Genomic DNA, 24,721 nt, shown 5'->3' with positions numbered 1-24,721 from the left:
TCCCGGATTGCGCCAAGGCTTATTCGGGCTACGGGTTGATCGTCTGTAGCCGTGCAGGGTGGATGACGCTCTTTTCATCCACCATGGACGCACACTGCCTACAGATCGCGCATCAACAAGCCGTACTCCAACTCCACCTCGGCCGGCAGCGCCAGGTAGACCACATGGCCGTCGCCCGGCGCTACGTCGATCGCCTGGCCCTGGCGATTCTCCAGGGCAGCCAGGCGCAGGCGCAGGTTGCCCTGGGGCGTCATCAGTTCCAGGCCATCGCCGAGGGCGAAGCGGTTCTTCACCCGCACTTCGGCCAACTCGCCGCGGCGTTCGCCGGTCAGTTCGCCGACGAACTGCTGCTGCTCGGAAACCGAGCTGCCACGCTCATAGTTCTGGTATTCGTCATGCACGTGACGGCGCAGAAACCCCTCGGTGTAGCCACGATGGGCCAGGGATTCCAGGGTGCCCATCAGCGACTTGTCGAACGGCCGCCCGGCCACGGCATCGTCGATCGCCTTGCGGTACACCTGGGCGGTGCGCGCCACGTAGTAATGGGATTTGGTCCGACCCTCGATTTTCAGCGAGTGCACGCCCATCTGCACCAGGCGCTCGACATGCTGCACCGCGCGCAGGTCCTTGGAATTCATGATGTAGGTGCCGTGCTCGTCTTCAAAGGCGGCCATCTGCTCGCCGGGGCGGCTACCGTCTTCGAGGAGGAACACCTGCTCGGTCGGCGCGCCGGCGCCCAGGGTCGGCTCGACGATGCGCACGATGTCGCCCAGCTCGTTCTCCTGCGCCGTTTCGGCCTTGTACTGCCAGCGGCAGGCGTTGGTGCAGCTGCCCTGGTTGGGGTCGCGCTTGTTGATATAGCCGGACAGCAGGCAACGCCCGGAATAGGCCATGCACAGCGCGCCGTGGACGAAGACTTCAAGTTCCATACCCGGGACTTCGCTGCGGATCTCGCCGATCTCCTCCAGGGACAATTCGCGCGAGAGAATCACCCGGGAGAGGCCCTGCTGCTGCCAGAACTTGACGCTGGCCCAGTTCACCGCGTTGGCCTGCACCGACAGGTGGATCGGCATCTGCGGGAAGTGTTGGCGCACCAGCATGATCAGGCCGGGGTCCGACATGATCAGCGCATCCGGGGCCATTTCGATCACCGGCGCAAGATCCCTGAGGAAGGTCTTCAGCTTGGCGTTGTGCGGCGCGATATTGACCACCACATAGAACTGCTTGCCCTGGCCATGGGCCTCGGCGATGCCCAGGGCCAGGTTGGCGTGGTCGAACTCGTTGTTGCGCACCCGCAGGCTGTAGCGCGGCTGCCCGGCATAGACCGCATCGGCGCCGTAGGCGAAGGCGTAGCGCATGTTCTTCAGGGTGCCGGCCGGGGACAGCAGTTCGGGGTAACGGGGTGAAGAGGCCATATGCCGCGCACTCGAAAATCCAGGGGGTCGCGATTCTAGGGGCGCGCCGGCCGCCCAGCCTTGATCTGCATCTATAAAAAGCCGGAATCCTGCACACAGCAAAACGCCCCGTTTCCGGGGCGTTGTGTTTAGCGCTTTAGCACTCAGTGCTCGATCGCAGCACCTGCACCACGGGGGATGCGGATATCTTCGATGATGTGCTGGATATGCTCCGGCGGTGCAGCGGTGACCTGGGCCACTGCGATGGCAGCGATGAAGTTGAAGATCATGCCCAGGGTACCGATGCCTTCAGGCGAGATACCGAACCACCAGTCAGCCGGCCCGGCAGTCGGGAAGATGAACTTGTAGTAGACGATATAGCTGAAGGTGAAGGCCAGACCGACCACCATGCCGGCAATCGCGCCTTCCTTGTTCATCTTCTTGGAGAAAATCCCCATGACGATGGCCGGGAAGAACGAGGCCGCGGCAAGGCCGAAGGCGAACGCCACCACCTGCGCCACGAAGGCCGGCGGGTAGATACCGAACAGGCCGGCCACCAGTACCGCCACACCTGCCGCCAGACGTGCGGCGAGCAGTTCCTTCTTCTCGCTGATGTTGGGCATCAGGTTGCTCTTGAGCAGGTCATGCGAGATCGAGGTCGAAATCACCAAGAGCAAGCCAGCAGCAGTCGACAGTGCAGCCGCCAGACCACCGGCAGCGATCAAGGCGATCACCCAACCCGGCAAACCGGCGATTTCCGGGTTGGCCAGCACCATGATGTCGCGGTCGACGTAGAACTCGGTGGCAGCCGGCGTTGCCGCGTTGGTCACCACGCGCTCACCACTCGCTCCAGCTTCGGCAGAGAAGGTCGGCGCACCCACGAACGGAGCACCCGGGCCGTACTGGATCTTGCCGTCACCGTTCTTGTCCATCCAGGCGATAAGGCCGGATTTCTCCCAGTTCTTCACCCACTGCGGCGCTTCGCTGTATTGCAGCTCAGGAATGCTGGTCAACAGGTTGATCCGGGCAAAAGCCGCGATAGCAGGAGCGGTGGTGTAGAGAATGGCAATGAACAGCAGGGCGTAACCGGCGGACAGACGGGCTGCACGCACGGTCGGGGTGGTGAAGAAGCGTACGATCACGTGCGGCAGACCGGCAGTACCGACCATCAGCGCCATGGTGATGAAGAACACGTCGATGGTCGACTTCTTGCCATCGGTGTAGGTGTCGAAGCCCAGTTCGGTGCTCAGGCCATTGAGGCGTTCGAGTACCGAGGTGCTGGTACCGATCACGTCGCTGCCGAAGCCCAGCTGCGGGATCGGGTTACCGGTGATCATCATCGAGATGTAGATCGCTGGCACCATGTAGGCGAAGATCATCACGCAATACTGCGCCACCTGGGTGTAGGTGATGCCCTTCATACCGCCGAGCACGGAGTAGAAGAACACGATGCACATGCCGATGATCACGCCGGTGTTGATGTCCACTTCCAGGTAACGGGAGAAGACGATACCGACGCCGCGCATCTGCCCGGCCACGTAGGTGAACGAGATGAATATCACGCACACAACGGCAACCAGTCGCGCAGTCTGCGAGTAGTAACGCTCGCCGATGAAGTCCGGCACGGTGAACTTGCCGAACTTGCGCAGGTAGGGTGCCAGGCACATGGCCAGGAGCACGTAACCGCCGGTCCAGCCCATCAGGTATACGCTACCGTCGAGGCCGACGAAGGAGATGATCCCCGCCATGGAGATGAACGACGCCGCCGACATCCAGTCGGCGCCGGTGGCCATGCCGTTGAGGATCGGGTGTACGCCCTTGCTGGCGACGTAGTATTCGCTGGTGGAACCCGCACGGGTCCAGATTGCGATGCCGATATAGAGCGCAAAAGTCGCGCCGACGAACAGGTAGATCAGAGTTTGGGTATCCATGTTCGGCGCCTTATTCTTCGTGGACGTCGTGCTTGCGGTCGTACTGATTCATCTTCCACACGTAGAAGAAAATCATCGCCACGAACACATAGATTGACCCCTGCTGGGCAAACCAGAAGCCCAGAGGGAACCCGAAGAACTGGATATTGTTGAGCTGTTCGACAAACAGAATCCCCGCGCCGAATGACACTGCAAACCAGATGGCCAGCAGGATCAACATCAGTCGCAGGTTATCTTTCCAATAGGCCTTGGCGGCCTCTTGCTTGGATACGGACATGTGAGGAGCTCCTCGTTTTTGTTGTTTTGACCCTTGCAAGTTAGCAGTCCCAGTGGCCACCGCCAGTGAGACTTTGGTCGAGTGCCCGCGCACTGCCACTTGCAACAGGCGTGCAAGCCCCCAATTGCGCGACGTCCAGGCACAAAACCGGGGAAGCCCGGCACTGCCGCCCCTACCAAGGTCGAATGCGCGGGAGCCGCTCAAGTCCGGGATTCGCGGGCAAAACGGCGGCTGCCGTCGCGGTTGTGCCAGCAAGCGGTAACCTTCGGCCGGTTTTCGAGTCCATATCGCTATGCACCTCTGTTTCGGGAGCCCGCCATGAACAGTCTCGTCTTCCTCGGCCTGATCGTCCTGCTCAGCCTGGCCGGCACCGCGCCACAGGCCGCGCAGGTGCAGTACTACCCGCTGCCGGCGGGCGCCGGCCCGCATGACGTGGCGCCGGCCGCGGATGGCCGGGTCTGGTACACCGCGCAACGCCAGGGCGCATTGGGCCGCCTCGACCCGCAGAGCGGTGCGACCGAACAGGTGCCGCTGGGCCCGGGCTCGGCGCCGCACGGGGTAATCGTCGATGGCCAAGGTGCGGCCTGGGTCACCGACAGCGGGCTCAACGCCATCGTCCGGGTCGACGGCACCGACCTCGCCATCGAGGTCTTTCCCCTGCCGGCCAGCGCGGCCCGGGCCAACCTGAATACCGCCGTATTCGATGCGCAGGGACGCCTCTGGTTTACCGGACAGCGCGGTTTCTACGGGCGCCTCGACCCGACCACCCGGCAGATCGAGGTCTGGCCGGCACCACTCGGCCGCGGCCCCTATGGCATCGCCGCGCCCCCCGACGGCAGCATCTGGTACGCCTCGCTGGCCGGCAACCATATCGCCCGTATCGATCCCGCCAGCGGCGTGGCCACGGTGATTCAGCCGCCCACCGAGCGCCAGGGTGCGCGGCGGATCTGGAGCGACTCGCAAGGTCAGCTGTGGATCAGCGAGTGGAACAGCGGCCAGGTCAGTCGCTACGACCCTGACCAGCACAGCTGGCAAAGCTGGAAGCTTCCGGGCAGCGCGCCGCGGACCTACTCGGTGTATGTCGATGAGCGGGATCAGGTCTGGCTGACCGATTTCTCGGCCAATGCCATCGTCCATTTCGATCCGCTCCGGGAACGCTTCCAGAGTTTCCCCAGTGACCGAGCCAACGCCAACGTGCGGCAGATGCTCGGCCGCCCCGGCGAAGCCTGGGGCGCCGAATCGGGTACCGACAGGCTGGTGGTCGTTCGTTACTGAGCCATGCAGCGGCAGAGCGAACGCAGTAGTCTTGCAACGATCGCGATCAACAACCTATCAAGGAGACCGCATGCCCAGCCCCAGCATGACCCTGTTCCACTCGCCCTCCTCGCCCTTCGTGCGCAAGGTCATGGTGCTGTTGCACGAGACCGGCCAGCTCGACCGTGTGGCCCTTGAGCAGGTACAACTGAGCCCGACCAGCCCGAGCGAGGCGGTCAATGCGCAGAATCCGGCCGGCAAGATCCCTGCGTTGCGCCTGGCCGACGGCAGCGTGCTGCACGACAGCCGGGTGATCCTCGATTACCTCGACCAGCAACACGTCGGCGACCCGCTGATCCCGCTGCAGGGGCCGGCGCGCTGGCGGCGCCTGAGCCTCGCCTCGCTGGCCGATGCGATCCTCGACGCTGCCGTGCTGATCCGCTACGAGAGCTTTCTGCGCCCGCCGGACAAGCGCTGGGAACTATGGCAGGAGGGGCAGCAGGCGAAGATCGAACGCGCCCTGCAGCAATTCGAGAACGAGGCGATTGCCGAACTGGCCTGCCACTTCGATATCGCCGCGATCGGCGTCGCCTGCGCCCTCGGCTACCTGGATTTCCGCCAGCCTCAACTAGGCTGGCGCGAACGCTATCCGCAACTGGCCGACTGGTATGCCGAGGTCAGCCAGCGACCGTCGATGCAGGCCACCCAGCCGCCGGCTTAAATCCGACGGCGGGCCATCAGCCACTCTTTGTAGGAGCCATCCGGGCGGGCGGCTGACCACCTGCTACCAGCGTTTTGCGCGACGCCTGCCCAGCGCCCCGCGCCGGGGCGAATAAGCGGGCGATCCGCCGCGCCAGCAGATGCCCGGCGTGCACCTCCTCGCGCAAGCCGATATGCCCGCTCATCGCCAGTACCACAGGCGAAAGAAGCCACCGGCCAGCAGCAGACCGACCTGCCCGAGCCCGGCGCACAGACTGAGAAAAGACGTCAGCGCTGGGTTCTGCGTCGCGTCTGCCAGGCCGGTCAGCGCGTTCCAGAACGTCTCGGGTAGCGCGATCAGGCTCAACTGCGCCAAGGGTGTGCCTGACAGCAGCAGGCCGTCGATCAGGGTGAACTGGCCGCCGAACATCAGCCCCAGCAACACCAGCACGGCGACCACCAGGCCCAGGGCGAAACAGGCGGACAAACGCACGAATAATCGCATCATGATTGGCTCCAAGGCGTGGCGCAGCCAGGGCTGCGCCACGTCCGTCAAAGGCTGTTGGCTGGGCTGGCAGGTGGGTTCTTGCCGACGCCGTACCAGTCGAGTTTGCGGGTCAGCACCATCACGCCAGCCAGCACCGCGAAGACCAGCAGCGAGCCCATCAGCAGGGCATAGTCCTCGGCGCCGAGCAGGGCGAACAGCAGACCATAGAGCGCCGCCAGCAGCACCCCGAAGGCCCCGCCGCGCCGCCAGCTGTGCAGCACATGGCTGATGTAGAAAGCGATCAGGGACACGCAGGCCAGCGCCGAAATGGCGTAGGCCCTGGCGAAGCTCAGGTGCTCGGACAGCGACAGCAACAGCAGATAGAACAGGGCCAGGGCCATGCCCACCAGGGCGTACTGCACCGGGTGCACCGCCATGCGCTTGAGCACTTCGAACAGAAAGAACACGGCGAAGGTCAGGCCGATAAACAGCAGGGCATATTTGATCGCCCGCTCGGTCTTCAGGTACTGATCCACCGGGTCGACAAAGCTCACGCCGAAGTGGCGCGCCGCCAGCCCCTGACAACTGTCCTTGCGTACACAATCCTGCAGCGCCTCTTGCAGATTGGTGGCGAAGAAGCTGGTTTGCCAATGCGCCTTGAAGCCCTGGGCCGACACCTCACGGCTGCTCGGCAGGTACTCGCCGACAAAGCTCGGGTGCGGCCAGTCGGAACTCAGCTCGACCCGGCTGTCACGGCCCACCGGGGTGATGCTCAGTTGCTCGGTGCCCTGCAGCTTGAGGTCGAAGGCGAACTCCAGCAATTGCCCGCCCTGGCTATCCAGCGCCGGCAAGGGCGCATGCACACCGGCACCGAAGTGCTTGTCGCCACTGCCCGGAGCGAAGCCCAGGGTCGTGCCATTCAGGCGCAATTGCAGGTCGTTGCTGATGCCGCGGATGTCGCTGATACCCACCGCCAGGAACGGCGTGTCGAAGCGATACAGCTCCAGCTCATCGCCCAGACCCAGGCGCGCCGGCAGCTTGAAGGCGCCGCTGACCTGGTTGTCGCTGCGGTACAGCAACGCCTTGTAAATGCCCCGCGCGCGCTCCTCGGTGCTCACCTGGCCATTGAGCACGAAACGCTCCGGCAGAAAGTACAGGCGCCCGCTACGCTGCTGCTCCTGCAGATAGCGCTCGCCGCTCTTGGCGTGGGTTTTCCACTCCTGCCAGACCTTCGTGTAGGGCTGGACCAGGACGGGCCCGGTGATCTGCTGGCGATAACTGGAACTGCGGGCGATGTCCTGCAACACCGCCTCGCGCTGATACTGCCGCTCGCTGACCAGCCCGCCGATCATCGACAGGGGGATCAGCAACAGCAGGATCAACAGGGCGATGGCGCCCAGCTTGAAACCCAGAATACGGTTCATTGGTGCACACTCCGATGCGGTTAAGGTAGGGAGAGTCTGGGCAGTGCGGATGGTGGTTTTATGCAGAGCAGATGGAGACTCTATGGAGAGTCCGGGCAACGGGCCCAGGCGCCCGTGGACAGCGACCGGGTAACGGGTTAGCTTGCCGTCACTCCCCAGCCAGCAAGGATGACCGGCCGATGAACCCAGACAACCCCTACGCCACACCCCAAGCCGCCGTACTGGAGACCCGGGCCCCGGACGAACTGATCGCCGCCCTGCCCGTCTCGGCCAAATGGCAGACACGCTTTCGCGCCATCCAGCGTGCCGGCGGCGCCCGAATGCCCGACCTCAAGCAGCTCTCTGCCGCCGAACGGCGCGCGGCCTTCAGCTTCAATATCCTGGCCTTTCTCTTCGGCCCGATCTATTACGCCTGCAAGGGCATGTGGAAGAAGGCCCTGACGCTGTTTCTCGCCTGCGCGGTGGTGGTCATCGGCCTGGGCCTGGTGCTCGATCACTTCGGCTACGAGAAGATCGCCAATGCCCTGGGCTATGGCGTCGGCGCCCTGTTCGGCGTGCGCGCCAATATCGACTACTACAAGAAGATGGTCCTGGGCGACAACGGCTGGTGGTAGCCGGCGCGGCCGCTTGCGTGGTGCTGGGTGGCCCGGCCTATTACAAGCGCTTCGGCTTCAAGGCCGAGCCCGGTCTACGGCTGGAGGCTGTGCCGCCGCAGTACTTTATGGCGCAGGCCTCCGGCAGCGGCCTGCCCCGGGCCACCGTCACCCATCACCCAGCCTTCAATCCTGCGAGGAACCCGCATGTCCCACTCTAAACATAGTGCCGAAGTGCTTTGGCAACGCGGCGAACAGAACTTTCTCGACAACCGCTACAGCAGAAGGCACCTGCTGCGCTTCGATGGCGGCGCGGAAGTAGCGGGTTCCTCGTCGCCCCATGTGGTGCCCGTGCCGTATTCGGATGCGGCGGCGGTGGATCCGGAAGAGGCCTTCGTCGCCTCGCTGTCCAGCTGCCATATGCTCTGGTTTCTCGCCATCGCCGGCAAACAGGGCTTTTGCGTAGACCGCTACCACGACCAGGCGAGCGGGCAGATGAGCGCCAATGCCGCCGGCAAGCAGTTTATCGCCCGGATCACCCTGCGCCCCGCCGTGCAGTTCTCCGGCACGCGCCTGCCCAGCCGCGAGCAGATTGCGCAGATGCATCACCAGGCCCACGAGGAATGTTTTATCGCCAACTCGGTAAGAACCGAAGTGCGCTGCGAGCCGCGCCATGACGACGCCGGCGGGTCTTGAGACGAACTCAAGCCGCCAGCGGGGTCAAAGCGACCGGCTAGAAACGCAGGTTGAAGTTGCCGCCGAAGATGCCGACCAGACCGATCACGATCAGATAGATGGCCACGATGTAATTCAACAGGCGTGGCACCAGCAGAATCAGGATGCCGGCGATCAGGGAAATCAGGGGAGTCAGTGCGAGATTCATGGCGTTTTCCTGGCGAGTAATTCAACGTGTTTTTGATGTTCCACGCGCAGTATGCACGCTAAGCCTCAACACAACTGCAATGCCCGCTACCCGACTGCCAGATTGCCTGACCGCGACTTCAACAGGCTGATGCCCCCCGACTTGCTTAAGGACTTGCATGAGCACTCCCACCCTGCTGACCTCACTGTTCCAGTACAAGGCCTGGGCCAACCAGGAACTGTTCGCCGAATTGCAGCGGCTTGATCCCGAGATTCATCGGATCGAACTGCATGCTGCCCTGCGCATCCTCAATCATATTTATGTGGTTGACCGCATCTTTGTCGCCAACCTGCAGGGCCTGCAGCACGGCTACAGCGCCAGCAATACCGCCGAGACACCGACACTCGAAGGGCTCTACCAGGCGGTGCAGGCCAGCGACCGCTGGTACCTGGACTATGTGCAGGGATTAAGCGCCGAACAGTTGAGCGAGCGCATTGCCTTCCACTTCGTCGACGGCGATGCCGGCTGCATGAGCCGCGAAGAGATGCTGGCGCATATCGTCAGTCACGGCGGCTACCACCGCGGCGCAGTGGGCCGGATCATGGCGCAGCTGTCGATTGCGCCGCCGCGGGATATCTACAGCCGCTTCTTGCATCAGGCCGAGCCGCAGCGCCGGCAACCACGCTGAAAGCCATCACCCAGCAGGCTGACGAACATGCAAATACGCCTTATTGAAGCCCATGAACTGGATACCCTGCTGGATCTCTATCAGCACCTGCACCCACAGGATGCACCGCTCCCGCCACGCCCACAGCTGGAGGGGCTGTGGCGGAGGATCATGAGCAACCCGGATTACCGCTACTTCGGCGTGTATGAGCAAGACGTCCTGGTCGCCAGTTGCTGCCTCAACCTGATTGCCAACCTGACCCGCGGCTGCCGGCCCTATGGCCTTATCGAAAACGTGGTGAGCCATGCTGCCTATCGTCGACGGGGTTACGGCCAGGCGCTGCTCGCCCGAGCACTGGACAACGCCTGGGCGGAGGGCTGCTACAAGGTGATGCTGATGACCAGCAGCCTGGATCCGGCTACCCTGCGTTTCTATCGCGCAGCTGGTTTCGATCAGGATGCCAAGCAGGCCTCTATCGCCAGGCCGCCGGCTTGACCGTTGATGGTTCCCACGCGCCCAGCATGGGGGCGCTCGGCAGGAGATCCCCCGTCGTCCAGACGCCGTGCTATCGCGCAGCAAACTGGAGGAATTCGCGTCTATCGGCTTGTAGGCACCTGTAGGAGCGGCGGGCAGCTAAGCGCGGCCAACGACCAGGCGCACCTGGACTCCGCCATCGACATTGGCCACCTGCAACTCGCCGCCATGCAACTGCACCACCTCCTGCACGAAGTTCAGGCCCAGGCCGGTGCTCTTGCGCCCGCTGGCGGGGCGCGGCAGGGAGTAGAAGCGTTCGCACAGACGTGCCAGGGCGTAGTCGGGAATCGGCTCGCCCTGGTTGAATAGCAGCAGCTCGATCTGGCGGCCCGTGGCCTTGGCGCTGAAGCGGATCGCCCCGCCAGGCGGGGTGAAATCGAGGGCGTTGTCCAGCAGGTTGGCCAAAGCCTGGCGCAGCAGGAAGGCTTCGCCGCGGGCGCACAGCTCGGCATCGATCAGGTTGTCGATCTGCAAGCCCGCCGCCTCGATACGCGCCATCTGCGCCTGCAGCAGGGCATCGACCAGCGCCCGCAGCAGCACCGCCACCTGCTCTTCCAGGCCCTGGCGCTGCTCCACCTGGGCCAGGTGCAGCAGGCGTTCGATCAGTTGCTGGATGCGCGCGCTCTCCTGGCCGATATTGGCCACGAAGCGCTGGCGCTGCTCGCCCGGCATCTCGCCGTCGAGCAGTTCGGCGGCGCCGCGGATGGCCGCCAGGGGGCTTTTCAGCTCGTGGGTCAGGGTGTGCACATAGCGCTCGACATAGGCCTTGCCTTCCAGCTCGGTACGCATACGTTCGATGGCCTGGGCCAGCTGCGCCAGCTCACCACCGCGTACGCTGGGCAGCTCGGCACGCTCGCCAGCGCTAACCGCCTGGGCATAGCGGGTCAGTTTGCGCAGAGCGGCGCTGAGCCACCAGGACAGCAGTGCACCGATCAGCAGACCGAGCACGATCAGGCCACCGCCGAGCCAGGCCAGACGCTGCTCGGAACGCTCGATATAGGGCTGCAGGGTGCGGTTGGGCTTGGCCACCGAGACCACACCGATGATCCGTGTGCCATCCATGATCGGCGCCGCCACGTACATCACCGATGAGTCGGGGTCGTTCGGGTCTTCCTTGGTCGAGCGCGCGCCGTATTCGCCGCGCAGGGTCAGCAGCACATCGTTCCAGCGCGAATAGTCCTGGCCCACCGCCGCCCCCGTGGAGTCGAGCAGCACCCTGCCCTGGGCGTCGGTGACATAGATGCGGTGGTTGACCTGGGTCTTCGTCACGCCCCAGATGCTTGCCCGGGGCTGGCGCTGGCCGTAGGCCTGGAGCAATGCGGGCAGGCGACCCTGCTGCAGGCTGCCGGCCTTGACCTCGCCCTGCAAGATCTCCGCCAGCAGGTTGGCGGTGTCGACCAGGGTTTCCTCGGTGGACTGGCGCACGCCGGGGCGAATCTCGTCCATCACCGTGCTCAGCACGAACCAGCCGGCCAGGCCGACGAAGAGGAAGTAGACCAGGAAGATGCGTACGCCGAGCGGCATCTCAGCGCTCCGGGCTGTAGCTGTAGCCCAGGCCGCGGTGGGTCTGGATCGGCTCGGCCGAGGCGGCCACCTGGCGCAGCTTGGCGCGCAGGCTCTTGATATGGCTGTCGATGCTGCGTTCGTAAGCGGCGCCGGCCGCCACGCCGAGGGCATCGAGCAACTGCTCGCGGCTGAACACCCGTTCCGGCTGGCCGTGCAAGGTCTGCAGCAGGCGGAACTCGTGGCGGGTCAGGTTGAGCCGCTGACCGTGGTAGTGGGCCTGATAGCGTTGCCCGTCGATGCACAGCGGCGCCGCTACGGCGGGCAGGTCCTCGCCGGCGAGCGGACGCGGGGCCGTGCGCTTGAGTATGGCCTTGACCCGCGCGGCCACTTCCCGCGGGCTGAAAGGCTTGACCACATAGTCGTCGGCGCCGATCTCCAGGCCCACCACCCGATCGATCTCCTCGCTGCGTGCGGTGAGGAAGATCACCGGCACCTCGGAGAAACGCCGCAGGCGCTTGCAGACTTCGAATCCGCCGATATCCGGCAGGCCGACATCGAGAATCACCAGGTCGAACGGCTCGCCCGCCAGGCGCTCCAGCGCCACGCCACCCAGGCCCAACCAGCAGGTGGCGAAACCCTCGGCCTGCAGGGCGTAGATCAGGGTGTCGGCAATCGCGGCTTCATCTTCAACGATCAGAATGTACGGCATGGGCGTCCTGCACAGGGGCGGTCACGGCCGGCAGACTGCGACAGGGCGGGCGCAGCGTCAAGCCGAGGCATGCAACGGCCGTGGGCCGTAGGGCGGGTTAGCGGCGCAGGACAGCGGGCCCAAGCACACCTCCGCCTTCTGCGCGCCGCGTAACCCGCCGATGCGATGGCCCGGTCGTGCGCAATGAAAGCCCTTTATCGGGCCTTCAACCCAACTGGAAGCGCCCGGTGTTCTGCGCCAGCACCTGGCTGCCGCGGCGCAGCTGCTCGGCGGCTTCGCTCACCGCCTGGGCGCCGTCGAGCATGGCGCTGGCGCCCTGATCGACCTGCTGGATATTGCCGCTGACCTCGTCCGCGGTGGCGGCCTGTTGTTCGGCAGCGGTGGCGATCTGCGCCAGGCGGTCGCTGACCCGCTGCACCGACTCGACGATCCCGGACATGTCCTCGCCCATGGCCAGCACGCTGCCGACATCGCCCTCGGCCTGCTGCACGGCCTCCTCCATCAGGCTGACCGACTGGCCGACCACCCGGTGCAGGTCGGCCACGGTCTGGGCGATTTCCGCGGTGGAGTTCTGCGTGCGTTGCGACAGCGAGCGCACCTCGTCGGCGACCACGGCGAAACCGCGACCCTGCTCGCCGGCACGCGCCGCCTCGATGGCGGCGTTGAGCGCCAGCAGGTTGGTCTGTTCGGCGATGCCCTTGATCACATCGACCACCCGGGTGATCTGCTCGGTCTGCACCCGCAGTTGCTGCAGGGTCGCGGCGCTGTCGCCCAGGCGGCTGCTGAGCTGGCGCATGCTGGCGCTGGTACGTTCGCTGCGCTGGTTGCTCTGGTTGGCGATTTCACGGGTCTGTCCGGCTTCCACCGCGGCCTCCTCGCAGCTCTGCGCCACACTCTGTGCGGTGGCGGCCATCTGCGTAGCGGCGGTGGCGATCTGGCTCATCTGCCCCTGCTGCTGCTCCACCGCCGCCAGTGCGTTCTGCGCCTGGCTGCTGAGCAACTGCACGGTGCCGCCGAGGCTCTGGCTTTCCTGATCGACACCCTGCAGCGATCCGCGCAACTGGGCGACCGCGGCATTCAGCGCGGTGGCGATGCTCGCCAGGTCGTCTGCGCCATGCACCTGCATGTGCACGCGCAAGTCGCCGTCACGCAGGCCCTGCGCGGCCTCGATAATGCCGGAGGTGCTACGCCGAATAGAGGCGTTCAGGCAGAACAGCACGTAGAGCGCCAGCAGGGTCAGCAGACCGAACACGGCGATCACCTGCCACATTTCCCGCTGCGCCTGCTGACGGTAGTCGCCCAGGCTCTGGGCGAACTGCTGGTACAACGCCTGCTGCAGGCCCGACAGTTGCGTCTGTAAAACGTCGACCCGCTCGATGAACTGTTGCGGACTCAAGGCCATGGGGCTGGCCTCGAACATATCGCGGTCGATCTCGAGGAGAAACCCGTCGAAACCTTGCTCGGCCTCGACGAATGACGCTTGCAAATCACCCATCGACTGCGACGCCTGCGGACCGAGAGTCGCGCGCGCCTTGATCAACTGGCTGCGCGACTCGTCCAGGCTGCGGCGCAAATCGCGGATCAGCACCCGGCTCTGCAGGGTGAAATACTGCGAGAACACCGCACCATAACCGTGGCTGGCGAAGCTGCCGAGGCTTTCCTGCAGGCGCGGCAGGGTGAAGGTCAGCTGCTCCATCATCAGGTAGGTGTCGAGGTTCGGATCGAGAATCAAACCACTGTCGGTGGCCACCTGCTCACGCAGTGCCATCAGCTGCAACAGGGTCTTTTGGTAACGCTCCAGGGCATCCGGTAGCGCCAATTTTCCCACTGCAGCCACATTCAATTCGGCACGCAGAGCTTGCAGCGCGGCCAATTGCTCACGTGCCTGGGCGCTCGATGGCACACTCGCCAACTGGGTCGCAGCCTGTTCCAGCGCCTGATCGAGACCGCTCGCGCGTTGCTCCAGCAGCGCCTTGGCCGGTTTATCGGTGCCCTTCCAGCGCGCCAGCAAGGTACGCTGCGCGATCACCTCACGCTGTACCGCACCCAGCGCCTGCACCCCGTGCATGCCTTCCAGCTCTTGGTCGATCAGCGTCAGGCGGGCCAGATGATCGCTAGTGATCACCCACAGCGCATAACCCAACGGCAGGACGAACAACACGAACAGCAGCTGAAATTTACGCGCGAAACTGAAACGTTCCAGAACGCGCACACCCGGCTTGAGTACTCCAGTCATAACGACACCTCAACGCATCCATGCACACCTGCAGCAGGTGTGACAAAGAACATCATCTAGCAAGAATTACGCCGGGCTACTCGAATCAGGACTGGTGAAAAAATCAAGCGCCGTAGCGAGCGTTTTTTCACAGCTTCTCAGGTCAGGCAAGCAGCACGGACGGCTGCTTGCAGCATAGGCCAATAACGGCTCAGCACTGCGGCTGATTGGCGGTATAGCGCTGCGCCGGATTGATCGCCACGCCGAAATCACGCAAGGCGCTGGTGCCGATCAGCAACGGATAATCGAAGTGACTGCGGTCGGTGAGGTTGACCTCGACGGTGCGCAACTGCTTACCCAGACAGAGTTGCATATCGACCACCGGACGCTTGGCCAGCGTCGGGCTGCTGGCCGCCCCTTGCTCTTCGGCGCGGTTCTTGATTTCGCTGATGCGGGTCAGGGGCTGCTCGAACAGGGTGTCGTCGGCATTCTCGGTGGCCAGACGGAAGCGCACCCAATCCTTGCCGTCGCGCCTGAACTGCTGGATGTCCTTGGCCGACAGCGAGGCGGTCACCGCGCCGGTGTCCATCTTGGCTTTCAGGGTTTGTCCGACTTGCGGCAACTCGATGTATTCGTAGCGCCCGTAGAGCGCCGGTTGATTGGCCATCGCCGGCAAAGCGACCAAGGCCAATAGTGCAGCAACAATCTTCATAACCTGTCAGTGCTCCGTAAAAACGTCAGAAACTCCGACCGGCTCGGCGGCGGATGGTTCGACCGGCTGTCGGCCGTCGCTACGGCGCTGGTGAAAAAATCGCGCGCCGCAGCGGGCGTCTGGAGGCGGCCGCAGTGAGCGAGCGTTTTTTCACCAGCGCGCAGTTACCTGGCGGACAAGCCCGTCCACAGTTCATCCAGGTGGCAAAATCCCCATTCGGCGGCGGATTCGCGGCTGACGATCTTGTCGCGACCGACCCATTCGGCCAGGTCGACTATTGCCTCGGCAATCGGCGCCTTCGACTGGGCCGAGAAGAACACCTTGACTCTGGGCATCAGCAACGAAGTGGCGTGTTGCTCCAGCACCACACCGAGACGGCCGCTCTGCAGGCGCACCAGCGAACCGGTGGGGTAGATACCGACGGCCCGGACAAACGACTGGAACACCCTCTCATCGAAATGCCCCTTGCTCCACTCCGCCATCTTGTGGATCGACTCGGCCGGCCCCCACCCTGTCTTGTACGGACGGTTCGAGGTAATCGCGTCATACACGTCGCAGACCGCGCCCATGCGGGCGAACAGACTGATCTGCTCACCTGCCAGGTGATCTGGATAGCCGCTACCGTCAATCTTTTCGTGATGATGCAGGCACACGTCCAGCACCAGTGCGCTGACCTGCCGACTATCGAGCAGAATCCGCGCGCCCTCCTTGGGATGGCGGCGCATGGTGGCAAACTCGCTATCGCTCAATTTGCTCGGTTTATTCAGCAGTGCCGACGGAATACGCATCTTGCCGATGTCGTGCAGCAACCCGGCCATGCCCGCCTCGCGCACTTCGGCCTCGGCCAGGTCGAGTTGGCGCGCCAGGGCGATCATCAGCGCGCAGACCGCCACCGAATGCATGTAGGTGTATTCGTCGGCGTGCTTGAGCCGCGCCAGGCTGATCAAGGCATGCGGCTGACGCAATGCCGAGGCGGCAATGTCATCGACCAGTTCGGCCACATGGGCGACGTCAATTGCCCGGCCCATGCGGGCATCGCCGAACATCTGCATCACCGCCTTCTTGGCGCTGTCGCAGAGCTTGGCGGCACGGGCGATTTCATCCTCCAGCGCGGTGCGTTTGCCTTCCACCACAGGTGTGACCGCGAGCAATACCGCCGCGGTTTCCTCCGCCACCTGCTCGACCGTTTGCCCGCTCGGCAGATCCAACCCCTTGCTGGTGTCGATCCACAACTCGCGAATGCCACTGTCGCGAATACGCTGCAGATCCTTGGGGTTGCTCAGGAGAAAGCGGGTCTTCCAGAACGGATGTTCCATCCATGAACCGCACAGCTCATGGATGTACATACCCTCGAGCAACTCGGTGACGGAAATGCGCTTAAGCACGGCGGCGACCATGACGGCAATGAATGAACCCGCTAAGCATAAGCCATCCACGATAGTGGCATACCGCCATCGCACAACTATTTCCCTCGACCCTGCAGTGAAAATACCGAGCGCCGTCACGAGACCGTCTCCGTGCGTTCGGCGACACTCCGTCGGGCGGCTCGGGCGGCGATCCGTTCGGCGCGCAGCGACAACCCGCCAGCCTTGTACCGCGCCGAGTAACCAGGGTGCACTGCCTGCGGCGAGTACACCCGGGCCGCGGCTTGTTCGAGGTAATGGCTCGGAGCCTGGGCCGCCGCTTTAATAAGGACGGCCGCAGCAGACGGAAGTTTTTCACAGCCTCTCGGCTTGGAGCCAGGACCATGCCTGCCTATCATGGCCCCAGCCCGCGCACGACAAGGAGTACCCATGCGCCACCTGCTGACCGGCCTGAGCGTCACCCTGCTGTTGCTGCTCAACACCCTGAGCCTGATCGGCCCGCTGCTGCTGATCGCCCTGGGCAAGTTCCTCCTGCCGGGCAAGGCCCTGAAGGCCGCCAGCTCGCGCGGGGTGATGTGGGTGGCGGAAACCTGGGCCGAGCTGAACAAACTGATCTTCGCCGGCCTGCTGCCGACCGTCTGGGACATCCGCGGCGGCGCCGAGCTGCGCCAGGACACCTCCTACCTGGTGATCGGCAACCACCAGTCCTGGGTGGATATCCCGGCCCTGATCCAGGCGTTCAACCGCAAGGCGCCCTTCTTCAAGTTCTTCCTCAAGCGCCAACTGATCTGGGTGCCGTTGCTCGGCCTGGCCTTCTGGGCCCTGGATTACCCGTTCATGAAGCGCTACTCCAAGGCCTTCCTGGCCAGGCACCCGGAGCGGGCAGGCGAAGACCTGACCATCACCCGACGCGCCTGCGAGAAATTCAAGGACCTGCCGGTAACCGTGGTCAACTACCTCGAGGGCACCCGCTTCACCCCGGCCAAGCACGCCGCGCAAGGTTCGCCCTATCGCTACCTGCTCAAGCCCAAGGCCGGCGGCGTGGCCTTCGTCCTGGCCGCGCTGGGCGAACAGCTGGATGCGCTGCTGGATGTCACCGTGGTCTACCCGAGCGAACGCATCCCCGGTTTCTGGGATCTGCTCTGCGGCCGGGTGCCGAAAGTCATCATCGATATCCAGACCCACGCCCTCGACCCGGCGCTGTGGCAGGGCGATTACCAGAACGATGCACAGTTCCGCGTGTTCCTGCAGGGCTGGGTCAGCCGCCTGTGGCAGGACAAGGATGCGCGCATCGCCGCCCTGCGCGCCGAACTGCACGCCCCCACGACCGATTGAGGCAACGCTGCCCCCGGTCGCACCAACAGTAACGCCAGCGCCCCCGCCTGCTACACTGCGCGCCATTTCGATTTGCAGGCCTGAACCGTGACCCACACCGCTTTCTCCTCACTGCCGCTGTCCGCCGCCATGCTGGCGAACCTCGAGTCGCTCGGTTACACCGAGATGACGCCGATCCAGGCGCAGAGCCTGCCGGTGATGCTCAAGGGCATGGACCTGATCGCCCAGGCCAAGACCGGCAGCGGCAAGACCGCCGCCTTCGGCATCGGCCTGCTCAACCCGCTCAACCCGCGTTACTTCGGCTGCCAGGCACTGGTCATGTGCCCGACCCGCGAACTGGCCGACCAGGTGGCCAAGGAAATCCGCCGCCTGGCCCGTGGCGCCGACAACATCAAGGTCCTGACCCTGTGTGGCGGCGTGCCTTTCGGCCCGCAGATCGGCTCGCTGGAACACGGCGCGCAGATCATCGTCGGCACCCCGGGGCGCATCCAGCAGCACCTGGCCAAGGGAACCCTGAAGCTCGACGGCCTCAACACCCTGGTGCTCGACGAAGCCGACCGCATGCTCGACATGGGCTTCTACGACAGCATCGCCGACATCATCGGCCAGACCCCGAGCAAGCGGCAGACCCTGCTGTTCTCCGCCACCTACCCGTCGAGCATCAAGCAGTTGTCCGCGGCCTTCATGCGCAACCCGCAGCAGGTCAAGGCCGAGGCCATGCACGACGACGCGCAGATCGAACAGCGCTTCTACGAGATCTCCCCCGAGGAGCGCATGGACGCGGTGGTCAAGCTGCTCGCCTGCTTCCGTCCCGAATCCTGCGTGGCCTTCTGCTTCACCAAGCAGCAATGCCAGGAAGTGGTCGACCATCTCGCCGCCAACGGTATTTCCGCCGCGGCGCTGAATGGCGACCTGGAACAACGCGACCGCGACCAGGTGCTGGCGATGTTCGCCAACCGCAGCCTGTCGGTTCTCGTCGCCACCGATGTCGCCGCCCGCGGCCTGGACATCGACGCCCTGGACATGGTGATCAATGTCGAACTGGCGCGCGATTCGGAAATCCACATCCACCGCGTCGGCCGCACCGGTCGCGCCGGCGAGAAAGGCATGGCCATGAGCCTGGTCGCCCCCGCCGAAGGCCATCGCGCCCAGGCCATCGAGACCCTGCAGAAGAGCCCGCTCAACTGGCACCCGCTGAACAGCCTCAAGGCCAAGGCCGGCGAACCCCTGCAACCACCGATGATCACCCTGTGCATCAGCGGCGGACGCAAGGACAAGGTCCGCCCCGGCGACATCCTCGGCGCCCTCACCGGCGATGCCGGCATCCCCGGCAGCCAGGTCGGCAAGATCGCCATCTTCGACTTCCAGGCCTATGTCGCAGTCGAACGCAGCATGGCCCATCAGGCCTTGAAACGCCTGAGCGAAGGCAAGATCAAGGGCCGCACACTGCGCGTGCGCTCGCTGTAAGGCAGCACAGCTCCGCCAGCCTGCACTTTCGGTCCGTAGGGTGCGCCGTGCGCACCAGGTACTCGTTGCGGGTTACGCGAGATACAAGGGTGGGTTAGTGACGCCGAGCAGTGTTCGAGCAGTGCCTGCGGTAGCGGTGCGTCACGTAACCCACCAAGCGGTAATAGGCCATGTCCCATGGGTTGAGGCGCCAATAACTGCGCGCCTAACCACTACCCGACAATGCCTTTTCCCTCGCTCCCTGCCCCTACAACCCGCCCCCCCGCCCTCCCGCTTGTCGCATACCCTGCCCTTGGGCAATCATGACGTTTGCAGTCGGTTGTCGCCGGCATCCTCCAGCCCCGCATAGCGCGGGCGCCACACCACAGGAGCCGCCATATGTTCGAGGCCTTCGCCACACTCAAGCAGCACTTCGCCGCCCTGCACAGCGACGCCGAATACTGGTCGCTGCGCTATGTGCGCGAGGACAGCCAGCACCTGGCGATGCGCAAGCAGGTGGCCGAGCCGCCGCGCTTCAGCAGCGACCAGGGCGCGATGCTCAGTGTGCGAGTGGCCGGAGTCGAGGCCTACGCGGCGACCAGCGACCTCTCGCGCCAGGGCCTGCAGGCCGCGCTGGAGCGGGCCACGGCAATGGCCCGGCGGATCGCCCCGCAGGCCCTGCTCGAGCTGCAGGCACTGGCGCCCTCCAGCGAACGCGGCGAATACCGCTCTCCTGGCCTGGAAGACAACTTCCCCTCCCTCGCCGCCTGCTACCAGCTGCTCGCCGCCGAGTCCGCCGCCGTGCCCAGCGACCCGCGCCTGGTCAATTGGCGGGTCGGTCTCGACCTGACCCGCAGCGCGCAGCTCTACCTCAACAACAGCGGCGCCGAGCTGCGCCAGGCCCAGCACTTCGCCTATCCACACCTCAGCGTCACCGCCTACGATGGGCAGGACAGCCAGACCCGCAACCTCGGCGGCGCCCATCTAGGCCAGCAGGGCGGTGCCGAAGTGATCGAGCGCCTGGGCCTGATCGGCGCCGCACCGCAGGTCGCCGACCAGGCCCTGCAACTGCTGCTGGCGCCCAACGCGCCGAGCGGCCCGCGCGACCTGCTGCTGATGCCGGACCAGATGATCCTGCAACTGCACGAGTCCATCGGCCACCCGCTGGAGCTGGATCGCATCCTCGGCGACGAACGCAACTTCGCCGGCACCAGCTTCGTCAAAGCCGGCGACTTCGGCCATCTGCAGTACGGCTCCAGCCTGCTCAACGTGACCTTCGACCCACAGATCCCCGAAGAGCTGGCCAGCTACGCCCATGACGACGACGGCAGCCCGGCCAGCCGCGAGTACCTGATCCGCGATGGCCTGCTGTTGCGCCCCCTCGGTGGAGCACTGTCGCAGTGGCGCAGCGGCCTGGCGGGCGTGGCCACCAGCCGCGCCTGCAACTGGAACCGGCCGCCGATTGACCGCATGGCCAACCTCAATATCGAGCCGGGCAGCCACAGCCTGGCGCAACTGATCGGCGGCATCGAGCACGGCATCCTGATGGCCAGCAACCGCTCCTGGTCGATCGACGACGCGCGCAACAAATTCCAGTTCGGCTGCGAATGGGGCCAACTGATCGAATACGGCCAACTGCGTGGCGTGGTCAAGAACCCCAACTACCGCGGCATCTCCAGCCAGTTCTGGGGCTCGCTCGCGGCCGTCGGCGACGCCAGCACCCGCGAGGTACTCGGCACCCCGCACTGCGGCAAGGGCGAGCCCAACCAGGTGATCCGCGTCGGCCACGCCACCCCGGCCTGCGTATTCAGCCAGATCGACGTATTCGGCGGAGCAGCCTGATGACCAATCCAGACGCACTGAACCAATTCGAAGCCCTGGCCGCCTGGCTGCGCGGCGCCCTGAGTGCCGGCGAAGAATTCAGCCTCGGCTACAGCGCCGAGTCCTCCGAGTTCATCCGCTTCAACCAGGGCAAGGTGCGCCAGGCCGGCCATGTGCAACAGGCCAGCCTGACCCTGCAACTGATCCGCGACGGCCGCCATGCCGAGTTGCACGTCACCCTCAGCGGCGCACTGCAGGTCGACCGCCAGCGCCTGGCCGACGCCCTGACGCAGCTGCGCCAGACCCTGCCGCTGTTGCCGCCCGACCCGTACCTGCAACTCAATCGCGAGGCCTGGCACAGTCAGGTACTGCAACTCGAACCCCTGCCGGACAGCGCCGCGGTGGTCGAGCAGATCGGCCTGGCCGCACACGGCCTGGATCTGGTCGGCTTCTATGCCGCCGGCCCGCTCAGCCGTGGCTTCGCCAGCTCCAGTGGCGCCTTCGGCTGGCACCAGGCGAGCAGCTTCAATTTCGACTGGAGCCTGTTCCACGCCAACGGCCAGGCCGTCAAGGCGCAGTACGCCGGCCAGACCTGGCAGGCCGACGCCTTCGCCCGGCGCATGCAGCAGGCGCGCGAGCAACTGGCCTACCTCGGCCGACCGGTGCGCACCCTGGCGCCCGGCAGCTACCGCGCCTACCTGGCGCCCGCCGCCCTACAGGAAATCATCGAACTGCTCGGCTGGGGCGGCTTCTCCGCCCAGGCCCTGGCCGACAAGGACAGCCCGCTGCAACGCCTGCATGCCGGCGCCGCCAGCCTCAGCCCGCTGTTGCACCTGCAGGAACAGGTCAGCGCCTCGCTGAGCCCGGCCTTTTCCGGCGAAGGCTACCCGCGCCGCGACCTGGATCTGATCCGCGCCGGCCAGCCCGGCGAGCAACTGGTCAGCGCCCGCAGCGCCGCCGAATACGGCCTGGCGGCCAATGGCGCCAGCCCCTGGGAAAGCCCGCAGGCGCTGGCCATGGCCGCCGGCAGCCTGGAGCAGGACCAGATCCTCGCCCGCCTCGGCGACGGCCTGTACATCGGCAACCTCTGGTACCTCAACTACTCCGACCGCCCGGCCGCACGCCTGACCGGCATGACCCGCTTCGCCACCTTCTGGGTCGAGGACGGCAAGCTCCAGGCCCCGCTCGCCAGCATGCGTTTCGACGACAGCCTCTACGACCTGCTCGGCAGCCAGCTCGAAGCCCTGACCCGCGAGCGCGAGCTGAGCCTGTCCACCAGCACCTATTACCAGCGCCACAATGGCTCGACCCTGCTGCCCGGCGCCCTGCTCCGGCGCCTGACCCTGACGCTCTAGCTCGCCAAGACCTGTCGCCCGATCAACGCGGACGCGTAGGGCGGGTGCAACCCGCCACCCTCGGCCAGGCAGGAGGAAGATCCGCAATCAAAGCCCATGCCGCGCAAGAATCGCCGCATAGCTGCCATCGGCACGCATGGCGACGATAGCCCGGTCGAACGCCTCGGCAATCTGCTGATGGTCCGGATGGCTGCGGCGGATCAGGATATGCAGGCCGTTCTCGCTCAACGGCTGTGGCAGGAATTCCAGCTCATCGCGGATGCCGCTCAACTCACGAGCGAAGTGAAAGCGGGCGACGAACTCATCCTCCAGGGTCAACTCGACTCGCTTGGCATGCAGCATGCGCGCAGCGCTAGTGAAATTACCGACGCTAATCTTGTACAGCAGCGGGTCGCCGTTGAACTCGGCGGAATAGGCATAGCCGCGCACCACGGCGATGCGCTGGATATACAGATCGGACAATTGCTCGAACTGGATGGCGCTGCCCTTGCGCCGCAGCAAGCGAATGCGGTTGATCAGATAGGGCTGGGAGAAATAACCGAAGCTCGCGCGCTCTTCTGTATACCAGGCGTTGATCAGCACATCGTAATCGCTGCGTTGCAAACCGCGCACCGCCCGCTCCCAGGGCACCTGGGCATACTCCGTGGCATAACCGGCACGGCCCAGCGCACTGCTCACCAGATCCGAGGCCACACCATTATTCAGCAGGGTCTGGTCAGTGAACGGCGGCCAGGGGTCGGCCACCAGACGCAGGGTCTCGGCCGTCACAGCCAGCGGCAGCAACACCAGCGACAAGCACAACGCACGCAATCCGTTCATGACGGGCTGTCCATAAGGCAAAGATTCCAGACTGGTCATCCCGCCGCTCGGCGGGCCTGCCCTATTGGTTATCACCGCACTAAACCACCCTGCGGGCGGAGCCTGCGATAACCATCAGCTGGTATACCGGCTGCACACAGGGGCAGGAGAAAGACGGATTGCTGCTTATACGACAAATGCTATAAGGTCAAAACACCTTAGCTGGCCCGGTGCCATCCTGCCTACCCGTCGTTACCAAAGGGAGCTTGGTATGCGTTGCCCATCACCCGAATGGCCCAGGCTTGCCACAGCAGTGCCCCGCGATAACGTCCCGGTTCGGCGTTGCGCACTGCTTTCGCGGCACGTCAGCGAGAAATTGGCCAGGAAGCGCTTATCCACAGCGTATCGGTTGCGTGAAAACACGCGGTCACGCGATTACCTACTGCTTACGGCCGTTGGCTAGGCCCGACCCCACGACCCAATCTCAGGAAGACGGGAATTCACCAGGGGAGTTCTTCACCGCGATAATCCAGGAATTTCCCCGAGTCCTTGGGCGTCAACCCGCGCAGCACGCGGATGACCGCCTCGATGCTTTCGGTCGGGCTCTGTGTCGCTTCCGGGCCGCCCATGTCGGTGCGGACCCAGCCCGGACTTATCACGACGCAGATGAATTCCTCGCGACGGAGTTCTGCGGCCAGCGTGCGGGTGAACATGTTGAGGGCGGCCTTGCTCTCCCGATAACCGTATGCGCCTCCCCGCGTGTTGCGCTCGAGACTGGCGATATCGCTGGTGATATTGACAACGGTCTTGCCGGCGCCGCGGCGAAGCGATGGCAGCAGCGCCTGGGTCACGCGCATCGGCCCCAGGGTATTGACTTGAAAATAGCGGTCGAGCGCGTCGGCATCGACTTCTTCGAGCCGGTACAGCCAACTGCCAATGCCCGCGTTGTTGATCAGGATGTCCACCGGCAGATCGCCGATCCGTTCCCTGAATTTGGCCACGGAGGCGCTGTCGGCTACGTCCAGCTGTTCGATCCGGACCCCCAGCTTGCGCAGATCATCGGCGTCTTCGGGTCGCCGCGCGGTGGCGATGACAGTGGCGCCGGCCGCTGCGAATTGGCGCGAGAATTCCAGACCGAGCCCGCGATTGGCCCCGGTGATGACCACAGTCGGCTGAGGATGTCCTGCTTCCGTGGAGGATCGGTCTGCCTCCTCCGCGGCAATCGAAACACCGACTGGGAAGAAACAGGCAAGCAACACCGCGATAATGGACAGTCGCCGGGCCTGACGCATGCAAGGTATCCTCTGGGCTACGTAAGAGGGTGTTTACAAATTACTG

The 24,721-nt window shown here is 64.7% G+C and carries 23 protein-coding genes; 10 read left to right on the top strand and 13 right to left on the bottom strand.

Features of this window, described 5'->3' with window-relative positions; genetic code table 11:
* Positions 1 to 98: 98 nt before the first annotated feature.
* The 3 genes from yegQ to R3355_RS13015 all read right to left on the bottom strand — a co-directional run bounded on the left by yegQ (position 99) and on the right by R3355_RS13015 (position 3,602).
* Positions 99 to 1,415, bottom strand: a complete 1,317-nt coding sequence (gene yegQ / locus R3355_RS13025) for a tRNA 5-hydroxyuridine modification protein YegQ (RefSeq protein WP_318961552.1) — start codon at positions 1,413 to 1,415, stop codon at positions 99 to 101.
* A gap of 143 nt (positions 1,416 to 1,558) precedes the next feature.
* The gene (locus R3355_RS13020; protein ID WP_318961551.1) at positions 1,559 to 3,325 is read right to left on the bottom strand and encodes a sodium:solute symporter family protein; all 1,767 of its coding nucleotides are present in this window, start codon (positions 3,323 to 3,325) and stop codon (positions 1,559 to 1,561) included.
* A 10-nt stretch (positions 3,326 to 3,335) separates the two neighbouring features.
* On the bottom strand, positions 3,336 to 3,602 hold the full coding sequence (locus R3355_RS13015; protein ID WP_318961550.1) for a DUF4212 domain-containing protein: 267 nt from the start codon (positions 3,600 to 3,602) through the stop codon (positions 3,336 to 3,338).
* 318 nt (positions 3,603 to 3,920) lie between these two features.
* Here R3355_RS13015 and R3355_RS13010 point away from each other — a divergent pair, with 318 nt between their 5' ends.
* Together R3355_RS13010 and R3355_RS13005 are read left to right on the top strand one after the other, a co-directional pair.
* Positions 3,921 to 4,877: a lyase gene (locus R3355_RS13010; RefSeq protein ID WP_318961549.1), complete on the top strand. Its 957-nt coding sequence runs from the start codon at positions 3,921 to 3,923 to the stop codon at positions 4,875 to 4,877.
* 70 nt (positions 4,878 to 4,947) lie between these two features.
* A complete protein-coding gene (locus R3355_RS13005) occupies positions 4,948 to 5,577 on the top strand; it encodes a glutathione S-transferase (protein WP_318961548.1) in 630 nt (209 codons plus the stop codon).
* A gap of 180 nt (positions 5,578 to 5,757) precedes the next feature.
* Here the strand turns inward: R3355_RS13005 and R3355_RS13000 are convergent, their stop codons facing one another.
* Together R3355_RS13000 and creD are read right to left on the bottom strand one after the other, a co-directional pair.
* Positions 5,758 to 6,063 carry a hypothetical protein gene (locus R3355_RS13000; protein ID WP_318961547.1) on the bottom strand — a complete coding sequence of 102 codons (306 nt, stop codon included), beginning with the start codon at positions 6,061 to 6,063 and terminating at the stop codon, positions 5,758 to 5,760.
* 44 nt (positions 6,064 to 6,107) lie between these two features.
* The gene (gene creD, locus R3355_RS12995; RefSeq protein WP_318961546.1) at positions 6,108 to 7,466 is read right to left on the bottom strand and encodes a cell envelope integrity protein CreD; all 1,359 of its coding nucleotides are present in this window, start codon (positions 7,464 to 7,466) and stop codon (positions 6,108 to 6,110) included.
* Positions 7,467 to 7,645: 179 nt separating this feature from the next.
* On the opposite strand from creD, the gene R3355_RS12990 reads away from it, so the two are divergent.
* Both R3355_RS12990 and R3355_RS12980 read left to right on the top strand, forming a co-directional pair.
* The gene (locus R3355_RS12990; protein ID WP_318961545.1) at positions 7,646 to 8,080 is read left to right on the top strand and encodes a DUF2628 domain-containing protein; all 435 of its coding nucleotides are present in this window, start codon (positions 7,646 to 7,648) and stop codon (positions 8,078 to 8,080) included.
* Between the two features lie 186 nt (positions 8,081 to 8,266).
* On the top strand, positions 8,267 to 8,755 hold the full coding sequence (locus R3355_RS12980; RefSeq protein WP_318961544.1) for an OsmC family protein: 489 nt from the start codon (positions 8,267 to 8,269) through the stop codon (positions 8,753 to 8,755).
* Between the two features lie 37 nt (positions 8,756 to 8,792).
* On the opposite strand, the gene R3355_RS12975 is transcribed toward R3355_RS12980, so the two are convergent.
* The gene (locus tag R3355_RS12975; RefSeq protein ID WP_172152688.1) at positions 8,793 to 8,942 is read right to left on the bottom strand and encodes a DUF3096 domain-containing protein; all 150 of its coding nucleotides are present in this window, start codon (positions 8,940 to 8,942) and stop codon (positions 8,793 to 8,795) included.
* Positions 8,943 to 9,099: 157 nt separating this feature from the next.
* Here R3355_RS12975 and R3355_RS12970 point away from each other — a divergent pair, with 157 nt between their 5' ends.
* Complete coding sequence (locus R3355_RS12970) at positions 9,100 to 9,609, top strand: DinB family protein (protein WP_318961543.1); 510 nt, start codon at positions 9,100 to 9,102, stop codon at positions 9,607 to 9,609.
* 27 nt (positions 9,610 to 9,636) lie between these two features.
* Positions 9,637 to 10,083 carry a GNAT family N-acetyltransferase gene (locus R3355_RS12965; RefSeq protein WP_318961542.1) on the top strand — a complete coding sequence of 149 codons (447 nt, stop codon included), beginning with the start codon at positions 9,637 to 9,639 and terminating at the stop codon, positions 10,081 to 10,083.
* Positions 10,084 to 10,221: 138 nt separating this feature from the next.
* Here the strand turns inward: R3355_RS12965 and creC are convergent, their stop codons facing one another.
* From creC to R3355_RS12940, 5 genes are all read right to left on the bottom strand, one after another.
* Positions 10,222 to 11,646, bottom strand: a complete 1,425-nt coding sequence (creC, locus tag R3355_RS12960) for a two-component system sensor histidine kinase CreC (protein ID WP_318961541.1) — start codon at positions 11,644 to 11,646, stop codon at positions 10,222 to 10,224.
* Position 11,647: 1 nt separating this feature from the next.
* Entirely contained in the window at positions 11,648 to 12,337 is a 690-nt protein-coding gene (gene creB / locus R3355_RS12955) for a two-component system response regulator CreB (protein ID WP_318961540.1), read from the bottom strand.
* 205 nt (positions 12,338 to 12,542) lie between these two features.
* A complete protein-coding gene (locus R3355_RS12950; protein ID WP_318961539.1) occupies positions 12,543 to 14,573 on the bottom strand; it encodes a methyl-accepting chemotaxis protein in 2,031 nt (676 codons plus the stop codon).
* Between the two features lie 190 nt (positions 14,574 to 14,763).
* Positions 14,764 to 15,264: an ATP-dependent zinc protease gene (locus tag R3355_RS12945; protein ID WP_318961538.1), complete on the bottom strand. Its 501-nt coding sequence runs from the start codon at positions 15,262 to 15,264 to the stop codon at positions 14,764 to 14,766.
* A 164-nt stretch (positions 15,265 to 15,428) separates the two neighbouring features.
* Entirely contained in the window at positions 15,429 to 16,649 is a 1,221-nt protein-coding gene (locus R3355_RS12940) for an HD-GYP domain-containing protein (RefSeq protein WP_318961537.1), read from the bottom strand.
* Positions 16,650 to 17,057: 408 nt separating this feature from the next.
* Here R3355_RS12940 and R3355_RS12935 point away from each other — a divergent pair, with 408 nt between their 5' ends.
* The 4 genes from R3355_RS12935 (at position 17,058) to R3355_RS12920 (ending at position 22,585) form a co-directional block, all read left to right on the top strand.
* Positions 17,058 to 17,963, top strand: a complete 906-nt coding sequence (locus tag R3355_RS12935) for an acyltransferase (RefSeq protein ID WP_318961536.1) — start codon at positions 17,058 to 17,060, stop codon at positions 17,961 to 17,963.
* Between the two features lie 87 nt (positions 17,964 to 18,050).
* On the top strand, positions 18,051 to 19,430 hold the full coding sequence (gene dbpA / locus R3355_RS12930) for an ATP-dependent RNA helicase DbpA (RefSeq protein ID WP_318946178.1): 1,380 nt from the start codon (positions 18,051 to 18,053) through the stop codon (positions 19,428 to 19,430).
* A 378-nt stretch (positions 19,431 to 19,808) separates the two neighbouring features.
* Entirely contained in the window at positions 19,809 to 21,251 is a 1,443-nt protein-coding gene (locus R3355_RS12925) for a TldD/PmbA family protein (protein ID WP_318961535.1), read from the top strand.
* Between the two features lie 17 nt (positions 21,252 to 21,268).
* Entirely contained in the window at positions 21,269 to 22,585 is a 1,317-nt protein-coding gene (locus R3355_RS12920) for a TldD/PmbA family protein (protein WP_318961574.1), read from the top strand.
* 87 nt (positions 22,586 to 22,672) lie between these two features.
* Here R3355_RS12920 and R3355_RS12915 read toward each other — a convergent pair whose 3' ends face one another.
* Both R3355_RS12915 and R3355_RS12910 read right to left on the bottom strand, forming a co-directional pair.
* The gene (locus tag R3355_RS12915; protein WP_318961534.1) at positions 22,673 to 23,404 is read right to left on the bottom strand and encodes a substrate-binding periplasmic protein; all 732 of its coding nucleotides are present in this window, start codon (positions 23,402 to 23,404) and stop codon (positions 22,673 to 22,675) included.
* A gap of 479 nt (positions 23,405 to 23,883) precedes the next feature.
* Complete coding sequence (locus tag R3355_RS12910) at positions 23,884 to 24,675, bottom strand: SDR family oxidoreductase (RefSeq protein WP_318961533.1); 792 nt, start codon at positions 24,673 to 24,675, stop codon at positions 23,884 to 23,886.
* Positions 24,676 to 24,721 lie beyond the last annotated feature (46 nt).

The sequence above is a fragment of the Pseudomonas sp. genome, from assembly GCF_033723075.1.
Classification (GTDB): domain Bacteria; phylum Pseudomonadota; class Gammaproteobacteria; order Pseudomonadales; family Pseudomonadaceae; genus Aquipseudomonas.
Note: the sequence above shows the minus strand (reverse complement) of the source record. Positions and strands in the feature narration are given on the sequence as shown.

Bases quoted from the DNA above. Each gene is read 5' to 3' on its own strand.
- yegQ (WP_318961552.1), bottom strand. From the start codon at position 1,415: ATGGCCTCTTCACCCCGTTACCCCGAACTGCTGTCCCCGGCCGGCACC.
- R3355_RS13020 (WP_318961551.1), bottom strand. From the start codon at position 3,325: ATGGATACCCAAACTCTGATCTACCTGTTCGTCGGCGCGACTTTTGCG.
- R3355_RS13015 (WP_318961550.1), bottom strand. From the start codon at position 3,602: ATGTCCGTATCCAAGCAAGAGGCCGCCAAGGCCTATTGGAAAGATAAC.
- R3355_RS13010 (WP_318961549.1), top strand. From the start codon at position 3,921: ATGAACAGTCTCGTCTTCCTCGGCCTGATCGTCCTGCTCAGCCTGGCC.
- R3355_RS13005 (WP_318961548.1), top strand. From the start codon at position 4,948: ATGCCCAGCCCCAGCATGACCCTGTTCCACTCGCCCTCCTCGCCCTTC.
- R3355_RS13000 (WP_318961547.1), bottom strand. From the start codon at position 6,063: ATGATGCGATTATTCGTGCGTTTGTCCGCCTGTTTCGCCCTGGGCCTG.
- creD (WP_318961546.1), bottom strand. From the start codon at position 7,466: ATGAACCGTATTCTGGGTTTCAAGCTGGGCGCCATCGCCCTGTTGATC.
- R3355_RS12990 (WP_318961545.1), top strand. From the start codon at position 7,646: ATGAACCCAGACAACCCCTACGCCACACCCCAAGCCGCCGTACTGGAG.
- R3355_RS12980 (WP_318961544.1), top strand. From the start codon at position 8,267: ATGTCCCACTCTAAACATAGTGCCGAAGTGCTTTGGCAACGCGGCGAA.
- R3355_RS12975 (WP_172152688.1), bottom strand. From the start codon at position 8,942: ATGAATCTCGCACTGACTCCCCTGATTTCCCTGATCGCCGGCATCCTG.
- R3355_RS12970 (WP_318961543.1), top strand. From the start codon at position 9,100: ATGAGCACTCCCACCCTGCTGACCTCACTGTTCCAGTACAAGGCCTGG.
- R3355_RS12965 (WP_318961542.1), top strand. From the start codon at position 9,637: ATGCAAATACGCCTTATTGAAGCCCATGAACTGGATACCCTGCTGGAT.
- creC (WP_318961541.1), bottom strand. From the start codon at position 11,646: ATGCCGCTCGGCGTACGCATCTTCCTGGTCTACTTCCTCTTCGTCGGC.
- creB (WP_318961540.1), bottom strand. From the start codon at position 12,337: ATGCCGTACATTCTGATCGTTGAAGATGAAGCCGCGATTGCCGACACC.
- R3355_RS12950 (WP_318961539.1), bottom strand. From the start codon at position 14,573: ATGACTGGAGTACTCAAGCCGGGTGTGCGCGTTCTGGAACGTTTCAGT.
- R3355_RS12945 (WP_318961538.1), bottom strand. From the start codon at position 15,264: ATGAAGATTGTTGCTGCACTATTGGCCTTGGTCGCTTTGCCGGCGATG.
- R3355_RS12935 (WP_318961536.1), top strand. From the start codon at position 17,058: ATGCGCCACCTGCTGACCGGCCTGAGCGTCACCCTGCTGTTGCTGCTC.
- R3355_RS12925 (WP_318961535.1), top strand. From the start codon at position 19,809: ATGTTCGAGGCCTTCGCCACACTCAAGCAGCACTTCGCCGCCCTGCAC.
- R3355_RS12915 (WP_318961534.1), bottom strand. From the start codon at position 23,404: ATGAACGGATTGCGTGCGTTGTGCTTGTCGCTGGTGTTGCTGCCGCTG.
- R3355_RS12910 (WP_318961533.1), bottom strand. From the start codon at position 24,675: ATGCGTCAGGCCCGGCGACTGTCCATTATCGCGGTGTTGCTTGCCTGT.